The 16541-nt window shown below is 66.0% G+C and carries 17 protein-coding genes, 1 tRNA gene and 1 pseudogene; 15 read left to right on the plus strand and 4 right to left on the minus strand.

All coding sequences use genetic code 11. The features are described 5' to 3' along the window. Positions 1 to 78 precede the first annotated feature (78 nt). The 8 genes and pseudogenes from BR78_RS0112590 (at position 79) to BR78_RS0112630 (ending at position 8078) form a co-directional block, all read left to right on the plus strand. Positions 79 to 492 carry a MucR family transcriptional regulator gene (locus BR78_RS0112590; protein WP_029936620.1) on the plus strand — a complete coding sequence of 138 codons (414 nt, stop codon included), beginning with the start codon at positions 79 to 81 and terminating at the stop codon, positions 490 to 492. Between the two features lie 111 nt (positions 493 to 603). Beyond that, positions 604 to 1026 (plus strand): Fur family transcriptional regulator, encoded by a 423-nt coding sequence (locus tag BR78_RS0112595; RefSeq protein WP_025561183.1) that lies wholly within the window; start codon positions 604 to 606, stop codon positions 1024 to 1026. Positions 1027 to 1099: 73 nt separating this feature from the next. Then, positions 1100 to 1934, plus strand: a pseudogene (locus BR78_RS20530) (lysophospholipid acyltransferase family protein). Between the two features lie 84 nt (positions 1935 to 2018). Beyond that, positions 2019 to 3332 (plus strand): tRNA (N6-isopentenyl adenosine(37)-C2)-methylthiotransferase MiaB, encoded by a 1314-nt coding sequence (gene miaB, locus BR78_RS0112605; RefSeq protein ID WP_081855765.1) that lies wholly within the window; start codon positions 2019 to 2021, stop codon positions 3330 to 3332. 760 nt (positions 3333 to 4092) lie between these two features. After that, positions 4093 to 5100 (plus strand): PhoH family protein, encoded by a 1008-nt coding sequence (locus BR78_RS0112615; protein WP_029936621.1) that lies wholly within the window; start codon positions 4093 to 4095, stop codon positions 5098 to 5100. Between the two features lie 161 nt (positions 5101 to 5261). Next, positions 5262 to 5771, plus strand: a complete 510-nt coding sequence (gene ybeY, locus BR78_RS0112620; RefSeq protein WP_025560433.1) for an rRNA maturation RNase YbeY — start codon at positions 5262 to 5264, stop codon at positions 5769 to 5771. A gap of 8 nt (positions 5772 to 5779) precedes the next feature. Then, positions 5780 to 6703, plus strand: a complete 924-nt coding sequence (locus tag BR78_RS0112625) for a hemolysin family protein (RefSeq protein WP_025560434.1) — start codon at positions 5780 to 5782, stop codon at positions 6701 to 6703. Positions 6704 to 6707: 4 nt separating this feature from the next. After that, positions 6708 to 8078 carry a PQQ-dependent sugar dehydrogenase gene (locus BR78_RS0112630; RefSeq protein ID WP_025560435.1) on the plus strand — a complete coding sequence of 457 codons (1371 nt, stop codon included), beginning with the start codon at positions 6708 to 6710 and terminating at the stop codon, positions 8076 to 8078. A gap of 3 nt (positions 8079 to 8081) precedes the next feature. Here BR78_RS0112630 and BR78_RS0112635 read toward each other — a convergent pair whose 3' ends face one another. Further along, positions 8082 to 8384: a polyhydroxyalkanoic acid system family protein gene (locus tag BR78_RS0112635; protein WP_029936622.1), complete on the minus strand. Its 303-nt coding sequence runs from the start codon at positions 8382 to 8384 to the stop codon at positions 8082 to 8084. Further along, on the minus strand, positions 8384 to 8803 hold the full coding sequence (locus BR78_RS0112640) for a VOC family protein (protein WP_025560437.1): 420 nt from the start codon (positions 8801 to 8803) through the stop codon (positions 8384 to 8386). Before BR78_RS0112640 ends, BR78_RS0112635 begins: the two co-directional genes overlap by 1 nt. 201 nt (positions 8804 to 9004) lie before the next feature. Here BR78_RS0112640 and lnt point away from each other — a divergent pair, with 201 nt between their 5' ends. From lnt to trmB, 5 genes are all read left to right on the plus strand, one after another. After that, positions 9005 to 10552, plus strand: a complete 1548-nt coding sequence (lnt, locus tag BR78_RS0112645; protein WP_029936623.1) for an apolipoprotein N-acyltransferase — start codon at positions 9005 to 9007, stop codon at positions 10550 to 10552. Positions 10553 to 10625: 73 nt separating this feature from the next. Then, the gene (gene metK / locus BR78_RS0112650) at positions 10626 to 11837 is read left to right on the plus strand and encodes a methionine adenosyltransferase (RefSeq protein ID WP_025560439.1); all 1212 of its coding nucleotides are present in this window, start codon (positions 10626 to 10628) and stop codon (positions 11835 to 11837) included. A 152-nt stretch (positions 11838 to 11989) separates the two neighbouring features. After that, positions 11990 to 12751 (plus strand): EAL domain-containing protein, encoded by a 762-nt coding sequence (locus BR78_RS0112655; protein WP_025560440.1) that lies wholly within the window; start codon positions 11990 to 11992, stop codon positions 12749 to 12751. Between the two features lie 206 nt (positions 12752 to 12957). Next, a complete protein-coding gene (locus tag BR78_RS0112660; RefSeq protein WP_025560441.1) occupies positions 12958 to 13806 on the plus strand; it encodes an EAL domain-containing protein in 849 nt (282 codons plus the stop codon). A gap of 34 nt (positions 13807 to 13840) precedes the next feature. Continuing rightward, on the plus strand, positions 13841 to 14521 hold the full coding sequence (trmB, locus tag BR78_RS0112665; protein ID WP_025560443.1) for a tRNA (guanine(46)-N(7))-methyltransferase TrmB: 681 nt from the start codon (positions 13841 to 13843) through the stop codon (positions 14519 to 14521). 4 nt (positions 14522 to 14525) lie between these two features. Here trmB and xth read toward each other — a convergent pair whose 3' ends face one another. Further along, positions 14526 to 15299, minus strand: coding sequence for an exodeoxyribonuclease III (gene xth / locus BR78_RS0112670; RefSeq protein ID WP_025560445.1), 774 nt, complete (start codon positions 15297 to 15299; stop codon positions 14526 to 14528). Positions 15300 to 15396: 97 nt separating this feature from the next. Between xth and BR78_RS0112675 the strand changes: the two genes are divergently transcribed. Further along, positions 15397 to 15472 (plus strand) — tRNA-Lys (locus tag BR78_RS0112675). Positions 15473 to 15647: 175 nt separating this feature from the next. Here the strand turns inward: BR78_RS0112675 and BR78_RS0112680 are convergent. Continuing rightward, positions 15648 to 15893 (minus strand): alpha-L-rhamnosidase-related protein, encoded by a 246-nt coding sequence (locus BR78_RS0112680; protein ID WP_025560446.1) that lies wholly within the window; start codon positions 15891 to 15893, stop codon positions 15648 to 15650. Positions 15894 to 16237: 344 nt separating this feature from the next. Between BR78_RS0112680 and BR78_RS0112685 the strand changes: the two genes are divergently transcribed. Next, positions 16238 to 16540 carry a UBP-type zinc finger domain-containing protein gene (locus BR78_RS0112685; protein WP_025560447.1) on the plus strand — a complete coding sequence of 101 codons (303 nt, stop codon included), beginning with the start codon at positions 16238 to 16240 and terminating at the stop codon, positions 16538 to 16540. The last annotated feature ends 1 nt before the right edge of the window (position 16541 follow it).

The raw sequence follows: 16541 nt of genomic DNA on the forward strand, positions 1-16541 counted from the left end.
CTTTGGTTTGTAATGGTCCGATAGGGCCCTCGCAGGCGACATTTATAGTCGTCGATAATTTGGGTCGAAGGGAACATCATGGACGGTTCAGCTGACATTCAGGAAACGCTCATCACGCTCACCGCGGATATTGTCGCGGCGCATGTGAGCAACAATAGCGTTGCAGTTTCCGATCTTCCGGTGCTTATTCAGAATGTTCACGGTGCGTTGACTGGCCTTGGCCGCGCCGCTGTGGAGCCCGAAGTAAAGCAAGAGCCGGCAGTTTCGATCCGTTCTTCAATCAAGCCCGACTTCATCGTTTGCCTCGAAGACGGCAAGAAGCTCAAAATGCTCAAGCGCCACTTGATGACGCACTATCAGATGACTCCGGAACAGTATCGCGCCAAGTGGAATCTTCCGGCCGATTATCCGATGGTCGCTCCGAACTATGCCGAGCAGCGCCGCACGCTCGCCAAGAAGATCGGCCTGGGCACCAAGCGCCGCAAGCGCTGAGCCTTTACCGCCTTCGACGAGGGTGGGAATCAAACGCCGGCCCGGGAACCTCCCGGGCCGGCGTTTTGCTGCCCTCTTCCCCCTTGCGCGCATTGCCGTTACATCAGCGCCATGCCGCGGAAAATCGATCTCGAAGCCCTGTGCCACGAAAAAGGCCTGCGCATCACCGAACAGCGAAAGGTGATTGCGCGCGTTCTCTCCGATGCCGAAGACCATCCCGATGTCGAGAAGGTCTATGAACGCGCCTCGGCGATCGATCCGGGCATTTCGATCGCCACGGTCTATCGCACCGTGCGCCTGTTCGAAGAGGCCGGCATCCTCGACCGCCACGATTTCGGCGACGGCCGCGCACGCTACGAGCCCGCGCCCGAAGCGCATCACGACCATCTGATCGACGTCGAATCGGGCAAGGTGATCGAGTTCGTCGACCCCGAACTCGAATTGCTCCAGAAGCAGATCGCCGAACGGCTGGGCTTCCGCCTCGTCGATCACCGCATGGAACTCTACGGCGTCGCGCTCGACCGGAAGAATTGAAGCGATGAACCCGCGGCGCGCGGAGGCCGCGGAGGGCGCCACTACCCGGCTGACTCTTTCCGAAAAAGCGCGGATGTGGGGCCGCGTCGCTTTGCTGCTGCTCGCGGTGCTCACCCATGTGCCGATGTATTATCTGTGGCGGCTGCTGCGCCTGCCCATGCCCTGGCCGCGCTGGTTCCTCGGCCACGCCGCGCGCATCGCCGGCGCGCGCGTCGTCAAGATCGGCACGCCGCTCAAGCGCGACGTCTTCTACGTCTCGAACCATCTGAGCTGGATCGACATCCTCGCATTGGGCGGGGCGAGCGGCACTGCGTTCGTCGCCAAGGCCGAGATCGGCGCCGCCCCCGTGGTCGGCTGGCTCGCCGGAATGAACCGCACCGTCTATGTCAAACGCGAGAACCGGCTGGGCGTGGCCGAGCAGATCAACCAGTTGCGTGACGCGCTCGCCGGCAATTGGGCGATCACGATCTTCCCCGAAGGCACCACCACCGACGGCAAGTCGCTGCTGCCGTTCAAGACGCCGATGCTACGCGTGCTCGAGCCGCCGCCGCCGGGGCGTGATGGTGCAGCCGGTACTGCTCGATTATGGCGATGCCGGCGAGGAGATAGGCTGGATCGGGCAGGAACGCGGGCTCAACAACGCCCGCCGCATCCTTGCACGCAAGGGCAGCTTCGAACTGAAGGTCCATTTCCTCGAACCGTTCGATCCGCGCGACTTCGCCGGCCGCAAGGCGATCGCCGCGGAAAGCCGCCGCCGGATCGAGGAGGCGCTGGTCGCGGCGCTCGGCCACCCGCTGCGCCCGTTCCGCTACGCCGAAGAGGCGATCGGGTATCGGGCCGTTCCTCCCCGGCACGGGGAGGGGGACCAGCCGAAGGCTGGTGGAGGGGGGTCGCCCCAAGCGACATAGTTTGCGGCACGCCCCCTCCGCCACGCCTCGCGCGGTCCCCTCCCCTTTCAGGGGAGGATCAAGCCAGCTATAGCCCCACCCCAAATGAAACCGACCCCGAAAACCTTCCACGTCAAGTCGTTCGGCTGCCAGATGAACGTCTATGACGGCGAGCGCATGGGCGAGCTGATGGCCGCGCAGGGCATGACGCCGACCGACGACGCCAATGCCGCCGACCTCGTCGTGCTCAACACCTGCCACATCCGCGAAAAGGCGACCGAGAAGGTCTATTCGGACATCGGGCGCCTCCGGAAGCACGGCAAGGACCCGATGATCGCGGTCGCCGGCTGCGTCGCGCAGGCCGAGGGCGCCGAGATCGTCAGCCGTGCCAAGGTGGACGTCGTCGTCGGCCCGCAGGCCTATCACAATCTGCCCCGGCTGGTCGCCGACGCCGCTTCGGGCAAGGCCGCGCTCGACACCGACATGCCCGCCACCGCCAAATTCGGCGCGCTGCCCGCGCGGCGAAAGGTGAGTCCGTCGGCCTTCCTCACCGTGCAGGAAGGCTGCGACAAGTTCTGCACCTATTGCGTGGTGCCCTATACCCGCGGTGCCGAAATCAGCCGCCCCTTCGACGCGATCGTCGACGAGGCCAAGGCGCTGGTCGATGCCGGCGCGCGCGAGATCACCCTGCTCGGCCAGAACGTCAATGCGTGGGACGACGAAGCGGGCAACGGCCTGCACGGCCTGATCCGCGCGCTCGACCGGATCGAGGGGCTGCACCGCATCCGCTACACCACCAGCCATCCCAACGACATGCGCGAAGGGCTGATCCGCGCGCATGCCGAGGTCGAAAAATTGATGCCGTATCTGCACCTGCCGGTGCAGGCCGGCAGCGACCGCATCCTCAAGGCGATGAACCGCAGCCACAGCCGCGCATCCTATCTCGCCTTGCTCGAACGCGTTCGCGCCGCACGGCCGGACATCGCGCTGTCGGGCGATTTCATCGTCGGCTTCCCCGGCGAGACGGAAGCGGACTTCGCCGATACGCTCAGCCTGATCGACGAAGTGCGCTACGCTGCGAGCTTCAGCTTCAAATACAGCCCCCGCCCCGGCACACCCGCCGCCGAGATGACCGACGGGTTCGTGCCGGAGCCGGTGATGGACGAGCGTCTCCAGCGGCTGCAAGCAGCGATCGCGCGCGACCAGGCAGCCTTCAACGCCACGACGCTGGGCAAGACCTGCAATGTGCTGATCGAGCGCAAGGGCAAGCTCCCCGGCCAGATGCTCGGCAAGTCGCCCTGGCTGCAATCGGTCCATCTGATGACCGATGCGCAGATCGGTGATCTGATCGAAGTCGAGATCGTCCGCGCTGATCCCAATTCGCTGGCGGGCGTGGAAAGGGTGCGGGCTGCGGCCTGAGGCCGAAACACTACCGGCCCGTATACCGACACGCGCGACCGACGCTAGGCGGCGCTAGGCTTGGGTCGCAGTCGCCCCAGAGCGTCTATAACCTTCACGCGCTGGCCGGGCGTCCCCGCGTACTCCGTTGTGGAGCGACGGCCGTCTTGACCCGTGACGGTCACCGTAAAGCGGCGGTTCAATGCGTCAGTCCAGAATCGCGCCTTCGCCTCTGCGAATTCAGCTACGGACACCCCAGCTTTCGAACACAGACTGGCGAACGCGTCCCGATAGAGCGCGACCGACCCAGTGAGTGAGGTCGACGGCTCCCCTTCGATGACGGTGCCCTGCAGGAAATCCACTGTTATCGCGCCTCCGGGAGAGCGCTGGGCTTCTCCGTAAACATCCATCTCGTAGTGCCCGATCATCAGCCCGATGCCGCTCCCAAGGGAGTCAGCGACGTTGTGGACAATGGCCCGCAGTTCCGCATGCTTCATGCCGACAGGCTACAATGACCTATGTCCGCTTTCCACCCATAGCAGACGCCGGCCGGCACCGGCTCGACCGTTGCTCCAACGCAACGCACGCGCACTTTGCGTCCTCCGTCGACATTCCCCCTGTCCACCGTGCCGCGCACCTGTCACACTTGCCGGGCAATGCGTCGTGGAACCTCCGCACCTCGTCCCGGTTTCGCCCTTGAGGGTCGCTTTTACCCCGCGCGCAGGAACGATCGCATGTCGCGCGCGCCGCACCTCTTCACTCCCTCGCCTGAAAGGACCGCATGAGCCGTAAGCCCGTCCCCGCCCAATCCGGTGAACGCTCCCGGGTCGAGGTCACGTTCGACAAGCCCCAGCTCCTGCCGCAGCTCTTCGGCGAATATGATTCGAACATCCTCGCGCTCGAGGAACGGCTGGGCGTTTATATCCACGCCCGCGGCCAGCGCGTCGTGATCGAAGGCTCCGCCGAGGCAGTCGCGCATGCCCGCGAAGTGCTCCAGGAGCTCCAGGCCCGCGTGATCCGCGGCGAGGACATCGACACCGGGCTGATCGACGCCGTGATCGCGATGTCGAGCGAGCCGATGTTCACCGGCATCGTCAAGGCGGACGCGCCCGGCGGCGGCCCGCCCCCGTCGATCATGATCCGCACGCGCAAGAAAACGATCGTGCCGCGCTCGGTCGCGCAGACGCATTACATGCGCGAGCTCGTCTCGAACGACATGATCTTCGCATTGGGGCCGGCAGGCACCGGCAAGACCTATCTCGCGGTGGCGCAGGCAGTGGCGCAGCTGATCACCGGCAGCGTCCAGCGGCTGATCCTGTCACGCCCCGCGGTCGAGGCGGGCGAGCGGCTGGGCTTCCTGCCCGGCGACATGAAGGAGAAGGTCGATCCCTATCTCCGTCCGATCTACGACGCGCTCTATGATTGCCTGCCCGCCGAACAGGTCGAGCGGCGGATCGCATCGGGCGAGATCGAGATCGCGCCGATCGCCTTCATGCGCGGGCGCACGCTGGCGGACGCGTTCGTGATCCTCGACGAGGCGCAGAACACCACGCCGGCGCAGATGAAGATGTTCCTCACCCGCTTCGGCGCGAACAGCCGGATGGTGATCTGCGGCGATCCGAAGCAAGTCGACTTGCCCGGCGGCCCGCCCGCATCGGGCCTGACCGACGCGATCGGCCGACTGGAAGGCGTCGACGGCATCGCCTTCTCGTGGTTCAGCGCCGCCGACGTGGTCCGCCACCCGATCGTCGGGCGCATCGTCCAGGCCTATGAGGGGCCGGATGCTTAACGTCCTTTCTTCTCCCCTCCCTGCAAGGGAGGGGGTCAAGGGGTGGGTCCAGCGGCAGGCGGGCTCGATGCCCGGCTGTCGCTTTTTGCCGAGCCGGTGCGGTGGGCTCGCTGCGCTCGCACCCACCCCCAGCCCCTCCCTTGCAGGGAGGGGAGCGGCACATGCTTGACGTCGCAGCCCTGCGCGAAACCCCCTGGCCGGAAGGCGATTGGGAGACACTCGCCTTCCGCGCCGCCGAAGCCGCACTGGCCGAGACTCCGTTCGGCGAGTGGCTCGACTGGCCCGCGGTGATCGAAATCGCCGTCCGGCTGGCGAGCGACGACGAAGTCCGCACGCTCAACCGCCAATATCGCCAGAAGGACAAGCCGACCAACGTGCTGTCCTTCCCGATGGTGCAGCCCGACCTGCTCGAAACCGTCACCCAGAACAGCGACGACGGCGAGGTCATCCTCGGCGACATCATCCTCGCGCATGGCATATGCGCCACCGAGGCGGAGGAGCGCGGCATATCGGTCGAGGATCATGCCAGCCACCTGATTGTCCATGGGGTGCTGCATCTGCTAGGCTATGACCATATGGGAGACGCCGAGGCCGAGGCGATGGAAGAGATGGAGCGCGCCGCGCTCGCCAATCTCGGCCTGCACGATCCGTACCCCGTACGCGAGGACTGAACACGAACATGCCCGAGGGCCCTAGTACCGGACACAGTACCGGCACCCGCGAGTCCACTCATGAAAGCGGCGGCATATGGCGGGGAATCCGCACATTGCTGTTCGGCGACGAGCAGGAAGAAACGCTGCGCGACCGCATCGAGGATGCGATCGACGAGCATGAGGACGAAGGCGGCAAGACGCCCGCCGGCGATCTCGCGCCGATCGAGCGCCAGATGCTCAAGAACCTCCTCCATTTCGGCGAGCGCGACGCGGGCGATGTCGGCGTGCCGCGCGCCGACATCATCGCCGTAGAGGAAACCACCAGCTTCGCTGGTCTGGTCCAGTTGTTCGCGGAGGCCGGGCACAGCCGGCTGCCGGTGTATCGCGACGAGCTCGATACGATCATCGGCATGGTCCATATCAAGGATGTGTTCGCGATCCTCGCGACGGGTGCCGCGCATCCGCCGAGCATCGCCGGGCTGATCCGCCAGCCGGTCTATGTACCGCAATCGATGGGCGTGCTCGACCTGCTCGCGCAGATGCGCGCGAACCGCACCCACCTCGCCATCGTCGTCGACGAATATTCGGGGACCGAGGGGCTGATCACGATCGAGGACCTGATCGAGGAAATCGTCGGCGAGATCGAGGACGAGCATGACGAGGCGCCGGCCGCATTGCTCGTGCCGATCGAGGGGGGCGGCTGGGACGCCGATGCCCGCGCCGAGCTCGAGGACGTCGCCGAGACCGTCGATCCGCGGCTCGGTGAAGTCGATGAGGATATCGACACGCTGGGCGGGCTCGCCTTCGTGCTCGCGGGGCATGTCCCCCAGCCGGGCGAATGCCTGATCCACGACAGCGGCTGGAAGCTCGAAGTGGTCGCCGCCGATTCGCGCAAAGTCACCCGGCTGCGCCTCCATCCGCCCAAGAAGCGCGTCGAGACCGAGGACTGAACCTATGCTGAAGCGCATCCTCATCGTGCTCGCGCTGCTGGTCGTACTAGCGATCGGCGGCTGGTACTGGATCAGCCAGCCCGACAAGGCACGGCTCAGCGAGCAGGCGGTCACCGGCAAGACGCCGCAGCTCACCGAGACGCGCTCGGAAAGCTTCCCCACGGTTGGCATCGCCAAGCCCGTGGGCTGGGCCGGCGGCGCGAAGCCGGTTCCGGCCGCGGGCCTCCAGGTCGCCGCCTTCGCCGACAAGCTCGAACATCCGCGCTGGCTCTATCGCCTTCCCAATGGCGACGTCCTCGTCGCCGAGACCAATTCGCCACCGCGCAAGGGCGGCGGGATCACCGGCTGGGTGATGGGGCTGTTGCTCGGCCAGGCCGGCGCCGATGTGCCCTCGCCCAACCGTATCACCTTGCTGCGTGACACCAATGCGGACGGCGTCGCCGACCAGCGTTCGGTGCTGCTCACCGGGCTCAATTCGCCCACCGGCATGGCACTGGTCGGCAACTGGCTCTATGTCGCCAATACCGACGCACTGGTCCGCTTTCCCTTCACGCCCGGCCAGACCCGGATCACCGCGAAGCCCGAGAAGATCGTCGGGCTGCCCGGCGGCGGAAACCATTGGGCACGCAATGTCGTCGCCGCGCCCGACGGCAAGACCTTGTTCGTCGGCGTCGGCTCTTCCTCCAACATAGCCGAAAACGGTCTCGAGGCCGAAGGCGCGATCTATGCCGGCGGGCCGCGCGCCGATTTCGCCAAGGACGGCCGCGCGCTGATCCTGCAGGTGTTCCCCGACACGAAGGAGGCCCGGGTCTATGCCTGGGGGCTGCGCAATCCCAACGGCATGGCGTTCGAGCCTAGCACCGGCGCGCTGTGGACCGTGGTCAACGAGCGCGACATGCTCGGATCGGACATGCCGCCCGATTATCTGACCCAGGTCGATTTCGGCGCCTTCTATGGCTGGCCGTGGAATTACTGGGGCGGCTATGTCGACAAGCGCGTCACGCCCGAGCGCCCCGATTTGCGCGAGTACAGCAAGCGCCCCGATTTCGCGCTCGGCGCGCACGTCGCTCCACTCGGCCTGACCTTCGCCAGCGACGCAAAGCTCGGCGGCAATTGGACGAATGGCGCGTTCATCGGGTTGCACGGCTCGTGGAACCGCGAGCCCAAGTCCGGCTATAAAGTGGTCTATGTCCCGTTCGGCGGCGACGGCTTCCCGGCAAAGGGCACGAAGCCCATCGACCTGCTCACCGGCTTCCTCGCCCCCGACGGCAAGACCACGCACGGCCGCCCGGTCGGCGTCATCACCGACGCGAGCGGCGGGCTGCTGGTGGCCGACGATGTGGGGAACGTGATCTGGCGGGTGAGCGCCAAATAGCGCTCATTTGAGCAGCTTGGTGCCCTTTTCGGCGAGCTTCTCCCGCACCTTAGACGCGAACAGCGCGAGCATCGGCGGCAAGTCGACTTCGGCATGGACGCGGTTGTCGAACACCTGAAGCCTGCTCGCCACCTGCTGCCCCATCGCGCTTACCGTGAAGTGGAGCGTATCGCCTTCCCAGCGCTGCTCGACATGCCCGCCTCCCGGCACGATCTCGGCAATCTTGCTCACGCCGCCCGCAATCCGCGCGCGGGCAACGTCGCGGCCCAATTTGTGCGGGATATCGACGACGACCGGGTCAGCCATCAGCGTGCAAACAGTTCGGCATCATCGCCAAACGCCTTGAATTCGAGTGCGTTGCCGCTGGGATCGCGAAAGAACATCGTGGCCTGTTCGCCGACCTGGCCCCTGAAGCGGACCTGCGGCGCGATCCCGAAGGGAATGCCGGCGGCCTCGACCCGCGCCGCGAGCGCCTCCCAGTCGGGCATCGTCAGCACCACCCCGAAGTGCGGCACGGGCACGTTGTGGCCATCTACTTCGTTGGCGACCGCCACCGGCTTCGCAGCGGGATCCAGATGCGCGACGATCTGGTGGCCGAACAGGTCGAAGTCGATCCATTGTTCCGAGGAGCGCCCCTCCGGGCAGCCGAGCACGCCGCCGTAGAAGGCGCGTGCCGCCGCGAGGTCGCGGACCGGGAAAGCGAGGTGGAAGGGACGGAGCGTCATGGCCTCCCTTTAACTCGCCTCCCCCAACCCGTCACCCCGGCCGAAATGCCGGGGTCCACTGCTCAGCAACGGAGAGACAAGAGGCTCGTGCTTCTCCTCAAGCCTCACGGTGGACCCCGGCACGAGGCCGGGGTGACGAGAGAGGGAGTAGATCCTCCCACCCCTCCCCCTTGCCCAAAGGATCGGCTAAGTCCCACGCCGATGCTTTCCCGTCCCTTGCTCGTCGCCCTGATCGCCGGCCTCGTCTCCGTCACGGGCTTCGCACCGCTGAACCTGTGGCCGATCACGCTGGTCGCCGTCGCGGTCCTGCTCTGGCTGAGCTGGACGGCGCCGACGCTCAAGGCGGTGCTGCTGCGCGGCTGGGTGTTCGGCGTGGGCCACTTCACCGTCGGCAACAACTGGATCCAGCACGCCTTCGATTATCAGGACAAGATGCCGCCCGCGCTCGGCTATTTCGCCGTGGTGTTGCTGGCCCTGTACCTCGCGGTCTACCCCGCCTTCGCAATGGGGCTGGCGTGGCGCTTCGCGCGCGCGGTCAGGCGCCGCGACGATGGCACCGGCCCCGATCTCGCGTTCGTGCTTGCGGCAGCGGGATCGTGGATCGTCACCGAATATCTGCGCGGCGTGCTGTTCACCGGATATCCGTGGAACCCGCTCGGCGTGATCTGGCTGCCGACGTTGATGGCTCAGTTGGCGGCATGGGTTGGGACCTATGCGCTGTCGGGAGTTGCCGTGCTGGCCGCTGGCCTGTTTCTCACGGTGCCGCGCAAACATATCTGGCTTCTGACTGTCGTGCTCACGGTGCTGGCAACCGCGCCGGCGGGCTTGATGCCGCCCTCCACCCCCGATCCGGCCGCCCCTCACGTCCGCGTCGTGCAGCCCAATATCGGGCAGGAGGGCGTCGGCGACCCCGACTATCCCGAGCGCGTGCTGGTCAAGTTGCTCGACTGGAGCGGCCGCCAGGGCGAAGCCCCGCGGCTGATCGTCTGGCCCGAGGGAACGGTCAATTATTATGTCGAGGACGGCTATCCCGACACGCGCTTCTATGGCCGCGCCGATCCGCTCTGGGTACGCACGCGGATTGCCGCGAAGCTCGGGCCCAGGGACGCCGCCCTGATCGGGGGCACGGCCCTGTTCTTCGGCAATAATGGTCGAGTGAACGGTGCAGGCAATTCGGTATGGTCGATCGATCCCGCCGGTACGCTCGGCCAGCGCTACGACAAGGCGCACCTCGTCCCTTATGGCGAATATCTGCCGATGCGGACGTTGCTCGCCCCGCTCGGGCTCGCGCGCCTCGTGATGGGCGAAGTCGATTTCGTGCCCGGCCCCGGCCCGCGCTCGATCGAAATTCCGGGCTTCGGCAAGGCAGGGATCCAGATCTGCTACGAGATCATCTTCTCCGGCCAGGTCGTCGATCGCCGCAACCGCCCCGATTTCATCTTCAACCCGTCGAACGACGCATGGTTCGGCAAATGGGGTCCGCCACAGCATCTGGCGCAAGCACGGCTGCGCGCGATCGAGGAGGGGCTGCCGATCCTGCGTTCGACTCCGACCGGCATCTCGGCGGTGATCGACGCGCGCGGCCGCGTGCTCGAATCGATTCCGCACGGGCAGGAGGGCGCGATCGAACTCGCTCTGCCGCGTCCGCTGCCGCCGACCTTGTTCGCGCGCTTCGGCAACTGGCTCGCCTTTCTCGTCGCCGGCACATTGTATCTGTTCGCGATTGCGTTCCGTCGGTGGGGCCGCTAGGGGCAAGATATAAGGAAAGCTTTATATGGGCATGGCAACGGCCCGGCTTCCTTCCCACGATTTGAGGAAAACCATGCGTTCCAATTATCTCTTCACGTCCGAATCGGTTTCGGAAGGCCATCCCGACAAGGTCTCCGACCAGATTTCCGACGCCATCGTCGATCTGTTCCTCTCGAAGGATCCCGAGGCCCGCATCGCCTGCGAGACGCTCACCACCACCCAGCTCGTGGTCCTTGCCGGCGAGATCCGCGGCAAGGGGATCATGGACGAGGCCGGCAACTGGGCACCGGGCGTGCAGGAAGAGGTCGAGAAGACCGTCCGCGATACGGTCAAGCGCATCGGCTATGAGCAGGACGGCTTCCACTGGGAGACGCTGCGCTTCGAGAACAACCTCCACCCGCAGTCCGCGCACATCGCGCAGGGCGTGGACGCTTCGGGCAACAAGGACGAAGGCGCGGGCGATCAGGGCATCATGTTCGGCTATGCGGCCGACGACACGCCCGATCTGATGCCGGCGACGCTCTATTACAGCCACAAGATCCTCGAGCGCATGGCCGCCGATCGCCATTCGGGCGCGGCGCCGTTCCTCGAGCCCGACGCCAAGAGCCAGGTCACGCTCCGCTACGAAGGCAGCAAGCCCGTAGCGGCCACCGCGATCGTCGTGTCGACCCAGCATGGCAAGGGCTATGACGAAGGCGACAAGGAAGCCGAGCTCCACGCTTATGTGAAGAAGGTCGTCGCCGACATTCTTCCCGCCGAGCTGCTTTCGGACGAGACGGTCTATCACATCAACCCGACCGGCAGCTTCGAGATCGGCGGACCCGATGGCGACGCCGGCCTGACCGGGCGCAAGATCATCGTCGACACGTACGGTGGCGCGGCCCCGCACGGCGGCGGTGCCTTTTCGGGCAAGGACCCGACCAAGGTCGATCGCTCGGCGGCGTACATCACCCGCTATCTGGCGAAGAACATCGTCGCGGCGGGCCTCGCCCAGCGCTGCACGATCCAGCTCGCTTATGCGATCGGCGTGTCGAAGCCGCTGTCGCTTTATGTCGACACGCACGGCACCGGCACCGTCGGCGACGACAAGATCGAGGAAGCGATCCTGGGACTGGCCAAGCTGGGCGGGCTCACCCCGCGCGGCATCCGCACCCATCTCGGCCTCAACAAGCCAATCTATCAGAAGACCGCGGCCTACGGCCACTTTGGCCGCAAGGCAGAAGGCGATTTCTTCCCCTGGGAGAAGACCGACCTCGTCGAGGATCTGAAGGCCGCCCTGGCCTGATCCGCGCCGGCAACGGACACGCAAGGGCCGGGGGAGCAATTCCCCGGCCCTTTTCGTACCCCGCCCGCCACATCTAGGGATAAGTACGGAGGCCCTCCTAAAGGCTGGGGTAACTGCATTTCTTCACTAGATGTGGGAGGTACAGGAACCGCATGGTGGATTTGCAGCCGGTGACATCCGAATTGGAGCACAAGCCCGTGTCCGACTCGGGCCTTACAATCGCCTTTCAGCCGATCGCCGATCTCTCGGGAAATCGGGTCTATGCCTATGAGGCGATCGTGTGCGGCCGTAACGGCGAGACTTCGGCGGAGATCTACGGATCGCTCGAGGGTGAAGCGCGCGCCACGTTCGGCCAGCGCTGCGCGGCGGCGGCCATTCGCCTGTCGATGGCGGCGGGACTGGGCACCAGCGGCGCGCGCCTTCTCATCCCCCTTCAGGCCGCCGGAATTGGCGCGCCGGCCGAGCATCTAGAACCGATCCTGCGCGTCGCGCGCATGGCGGGCCTCATTCCCGAACGCCTGATCTTCGGTCTCGAAGGCTATCAGCAACTCAAAGGCAGCGAACTCGCCGCGATCATCGACGTGCACCGCAAGCTGGGGCCGTTGACGGCATTCGTCGGACTCGGACCGGGCCATTCGGGGCTTGCGCTGTGCGGCCGCTATCTTCCCGAGCTGGTGAAGCTCGAATCGGAGCTCGTCAGCGCCATCGCCAGCAGCTGGTCGCGCCGCCTCGTCCTCGAAGATCTCGCGCCGCGCATCCGCAGCCTCGGCCTAAAGGTGATCGCCACCGGCGTCGATAGCGAGCCCGTGCTCCAGCGCCTCCGCGGCTTCGGCATCCATCTCGTGCAGGGCGATGAGATCGCCAGCCCGGCGATTCGCGCCCTCCCCAATCCGTCGCTCCGCCGCGCCGCCTGATTCACTCCGACGCTGCGTGCGTCAGCCGACGCATCGCAGCGTTCGCCTCAGCCTCCGAAACCAACCTGGGACCGCGACTCGCGGAATCTCCGAAGCATTCGCGCGGAACCCAGGAGAATCCCTATGGGTGGGAATCCAATGCGGCGACGCACGGAGTGGGCGGCGCGCGCGTTAACCAATATTTCAGCTTCCGAAGAGGAGCTCGCATGACCGACGCCAACCCCACGATGTCCCCCGTCACGCTCAACTGTGCCGATCCGCGCCTCGATCTCCGCATCGGCTTCCAGCCGATGATCGCAAAGGGGACCAGCAACCCCTTCGCCTGGCAGGCCGTCGCCACGGGCATCGGCGGCCGCAGCTTCGCTGCCCTCTCGGCAACGCTCCTTCCCGAGCAGCGCCCCGCTCTGGAGGCGCGCCGCATCACGCGCAGTCTCGAGCGCGCCGCCGCGCTCCGCGTCCATGGCGGCGAAACGCTGATCGCCATTCCGCTCGGCGCCGCCGCCGGACTCGCCGAGCCGCTGCTTTCGCATCTCTTCCGCGCCGCGCTCGCGCAGGGCATCGCCACCGACCGGCTGGTGATCGAGATCAACGCCGACGAACGCGGCGATCTGAGCCACGCCGTCGCGCTCGCCGACGCATGTACGCGCCGCGGCCTGTCGGTTACACTCGACGGCTTCGCCGCAGGCCCGATCGCACTCAAGCTGCTTGCCCGCTTCACGCCGCGCTTCATCAAGCTCGATCCCTCGCTCGTCCACGGAATCGATGCCAGCGTCTCGCGCCGGCTGATGGCCGAGGGCGTGATGCGGCTGGCGCGCGGCATGGGCGTCACCGTCATCGCCCGGGGTGCCGAGCGTCGCGGCGAGCATGAGGCACTCGTGGCGATGGGCGTGCGTCACTTCCAGGTCGAGACCGCGTCGCTGCCCCGGGGAGACCTGCCGCGCCGCGAACCGCGCAATCCGGTCAGCGCGGCCACCCACCGCCGCCTCGCGCATCACAACCGCGCGGTCTTCCCACTCCGCACGGCGCGCACTACCGAGATGGCAATCGCGCTCTAGGTTGCGCCGCGCGGTGGCGGCGCTAACAGGCGGCATGCCCGATCCCGTCACTATCCGCCGCCTCTATGGACGTTCCAAGGGGCACAAGTTGCGCGAAGGCCAAGCCGCCCTCCTCGAGGAGATGCTGCCCAGGGTCAGCGTCCCCGATCACGGCCCGCTCGACGCCGCCCGGCTATTTGGCGACAGCCGCCCGCTCGAGTTCGAGATCGGCTTCGGCGGCGGCGAGCATCTCGCCGGCCAGGCACGGATGCGCCCCGATCACGGCTTTGTCGGCTGCGAGCCTTTTCTCAACGGCGTGGTCAGCGCGCTCAACCATATCCGCGACGACGCGCTCGGCAATGTCCGGCTGCACATGGGCGACGCGCTGGAAGTGCTCGAGCGGCTTCCCGACGCCAGCCTGAGCCGAGTCTATCTGCTCCATCCCGACCCCTGGCCCAAGGCGCGCCATGCCAAAAGGCGCATGGTCAACAACGGCCCGCTCGAAATGATCGCGGCCAAGCTCAAGCCCGGCTGCGAGTTTCGCCTCGGCACCGACGATCCAACATATTGCCGCTGGGCGATGATGGTGATGAACCAGCGCCGCGACTTCGCGTGGCAGGCGGAGAGCGCCGCAGACTTCCTCACCCGTCCGGCCGATTGGCCCGAGACCCGCTACGAGCGCAAGGCGCGCCGCAAGGGACACGAGGTCTGGTACTTCCGCTATTTGCGGATCTGAGACCCTAGAGGTCCAGCTCGATCCATACCGGCGCGTGATCGCTGGTCTTCTCCCAGCCGCGGACATGTGCGTCGACCTCCGCCGCCCTCAATTTCTTCGCGGCGGGCGCGTTGAGCAGGAGATGGTCGATACGCAGCCCGGCATTGCGGGAATACGCGTTCCGGAAATAGTCCCAGAAAGTGTAGATCGTCTCGTCCGGATGCATCGTCCGCAACGCGTCGGTCCAGCCCTGATCGAGCATTCGGAAAAAGGCGGCGCGAACCTCGGGTGCGAACAGCGCGTCGTCGAGCCAGCGCTCAGGCTTGTAGACGTCGCGGTCGGTTGGCATCACGTTATAGTCGCCGGCGATCACCACCGGTGCGTCCATGCGGATCAAGATCGCGGCGTGCTCGATCAGCCGGTCGAACCAGCGGAGCTTGTAGTCGAATTTCGGCCCCGGCCGCGGGTTGCCGTTGGGGAGATAGAGCCCACCTACCAGCACGCCGCCGATCGCGGCCTCGATATATCTGCTGTGGCTGTCGTCAGGATCTCCAGGCAGCCCGCGCCGCGTCTCGACCGGATCGCAGCCCCGGGCCAGGATCGCCACGCCGTTCCAGCTCTTCTGGCCGTGCCAAATCGCGCCATAGCCCAAGTCCCGGATCGCCGCTTCCGGGAATTTCTCGTCGGGCGCTTTCAATTCCTGCAGGCACACCACGTCGGGCGCGCTCTCGGCGAGCCAACGCAGCAGCACCGGCAGGCGTCCGTTGACGCCATTCACGTTGTACGTCGCGATCCGCAAGCCACATCCTCCTCGCCCGACAAGACATGTGGCGGGCAAAGGGTTCCCATTCCGCCGGTTGACCCGCCTCGCGCCCACGCTTAGGGGGCGGCTGCGTGGGTCCGTAGCTCAGTTGGTAGAGCAAGCGACTTTTAATCGAGAGGTCCCGGGTTCGAATCCCGGCGGACCCACCAAGGAAGTGTGACGCAGCATCATAACTGCGCCGCGGCAGCTGGGCATCCCCGGAGCGGATGGAATCAGGTCGGCCGAACCTCATATCGATGCACGCCGGCCCCGATGACAATCGCCTTGTCGGGTCGACCGTCCAACGACGCTGGTTTTGCCGACGACGACGAAGGGAGTATCAATTCAGCGACGGCACCAGCCGGCACATGCGCCTCGCGTCGCGGTTCCCGTAAACGCCTTGCTGGTCAGCTGCGCCTCGCCGGGCTTTTTGGGGCCAACGTCGAACCAGTCTCCCAGCCCGAAATCGACCAGCCCATCGACCGCGCGGCTTTCGAGATAGCGGGTGTAGCGCTCCATCGCGGCGTAATTGTCGGCGAGGATCGTCGCGTTGCCGTAGAAGCGATAGGCCGCCCAAGGCGCCAGCACCATCGACCCCCATTCCCGGTGAATCGCGGAACCTCGTGCTGTCACACAGCGGCGTCACGATGCTTCCGCGCTCACCCTTTCGGAGCATTTCATCCACCACCTTCAGGCACGCAATCAGATTAATGCCCGTTGATCCGCCCACGTTGCCTCCCAGTATCTGGGATAGCGCGTGCATTGCGCCGATCGAAGCTGCATCGTTCGCCACGATCATGCGGTCCATCACACCCGGCACGAAACTTGACCACCCATGCCGACGTCATCAATCCGGATCTGCTCACCTTGGTCCGGACCTGATAGGAATGCGGCGGCGGGCCTCATCCCTGCCGCCGGCCAGACAGAGAGGGCGCATGACGTCGTGTATTCATAGCGCAACGATCAACGACGTAACCCCCAGCGCGCGGGGCTGCGAGGAATGCCTGAAGATTGGCAGCCCATGGCTGCACCTCCGCATCTGCCGAACCTGCGGCCATGTCGGCTGCTGCGACCAGTCTCCCCATCGCCATGCCACCGCGCATTTCCACGCCACGCGTCACCCGATCATCGAAGGCTACGATCCGCCCGAGGGCTGGGGCTGGTGCTATGTCGACGAAGTCGAGATCGACTTGCCGGACCAGACGCCGCAACGCGGGCCCATCCCGCGGTTCTATTGAG

This window comes from Sphingomonas sp. UNC305MFCol5.2, assembly GCF_000712135.1.
GTDB lineage: Bacteria > Pseudomonadota > Alphaproteobacteria > Sphingomonadales > Sphingomonadaceae > Sphingomonas.

Bases quoted from the DNA above. Each gene is read 5' to 3' on its own strand.
- BR78_RS0112630 (WP_025560435.1), top strand. From the start codon at position 6,708: ATGCTGAAGCGCATCCTCATCGTGCTCGCGCTGCTGGTCGTACTAGCG.
- BR78_RS0112680 (WP_025560446.1), bottom strand. From the start codon at position 15,893: ATGGTGCTGGCGCCTTGGGCGGCCTATCGCTTCTACGGCAACGCGACG.
- lnt (WP_029936623.1), top strand. From the start codon at position 9,005: ATGCTTTCCCGTCCCTTGCTCGTCGCCCTGATCGCCGGCCTCGTCTCC.
- BR78_RS0112615 (WP_029936621.1), top strand. From the start codon at position 4,093: ATGAGCCGTAAGCCCGTCCCCGCCCAATCCGGTGAACGCTCCCGGGTC.
- trmB (WP_025560443.1), top strand. From the start codon at position 13,841: ATGCCCGATCCCGTCACTATCCGCCGCCTCTATGGACGTTCCAAGGGG.
- BR78_RS0112655 (WP_025560440.1), top strand. From the start codon at position 11,990: ATGGTGGATTTGCAGCCGGTGACATCCGAATTGGAGCACAAGCCCGTG.
- BR78_RS0112625 (WP_025560434.1), top strand. From the start codon at position 5,780: ATGCCCGAGGGCCCTAGTACCGGACACAGTACCGGCACCCGCGAGTCC.
- BR78_RS0112595 (WP_025561183.1), top strand. From the start codon at position 604: ATGCCGCGGAAAATCGATCTCGAAGCCCTGTGCCACGAAAAAGGCCTG.
- BR78_RS0112685 (WP_025560447.1), top strand. From the start codon at position 16,238: ATGACGTCGTGTATTCATAGCGCAACGATCAACGACGTAACCCCCAGC.
- ybeY (WP_025560433.1), top strand. From the start codon at position 5,262: ATGCTTGACGTCGCAGCCCTGCGCGAAACCCCCTGGCCGGAAGGCGAT.
- BR78_RS0112590 (WP_029936620.1), top strand. From the start codon at position 79: ATGGACGGTTCAGCTGACATTCAGGAAACGCTCATCACGCTCACCGCG.
- BR78_RS0112660 (WP_025560441.1), top strand. From the start codon at position 12,958: ATGACCGACGCCAACCCCACGATGTCCCCCGTCACGCTCAACTGTGCC.
- BR78_RS0112635 (WP_029936622.1), bottom strand. From the start codon at position 8,384: ATGGCTGACCCGGTCGTCGTCGATATCCCGCACAAATTGGGCCGCGAC.
- BR78_RS0112640 (WP_025560437.1), bottom strand. From the start codon at position 8,803: ATGACGCTCCGTCCCTTCCACCTCGCTTTCCCGGTCCGCGACCTCGCG.
- miaB (WP_081855765.1), top strand. From the start codon at position 2,019: ATGAAACCGACCCCGAAAACCTTCCACGTCAAGTCGTTCGGCTGCCAG.
- metK (WP_025560439.1), top strand. From the start codon at position 10,626: ATGCGTTCCAATTATCTCTTCACGTCCGAATCGGTTTCGGAAGGCCAT.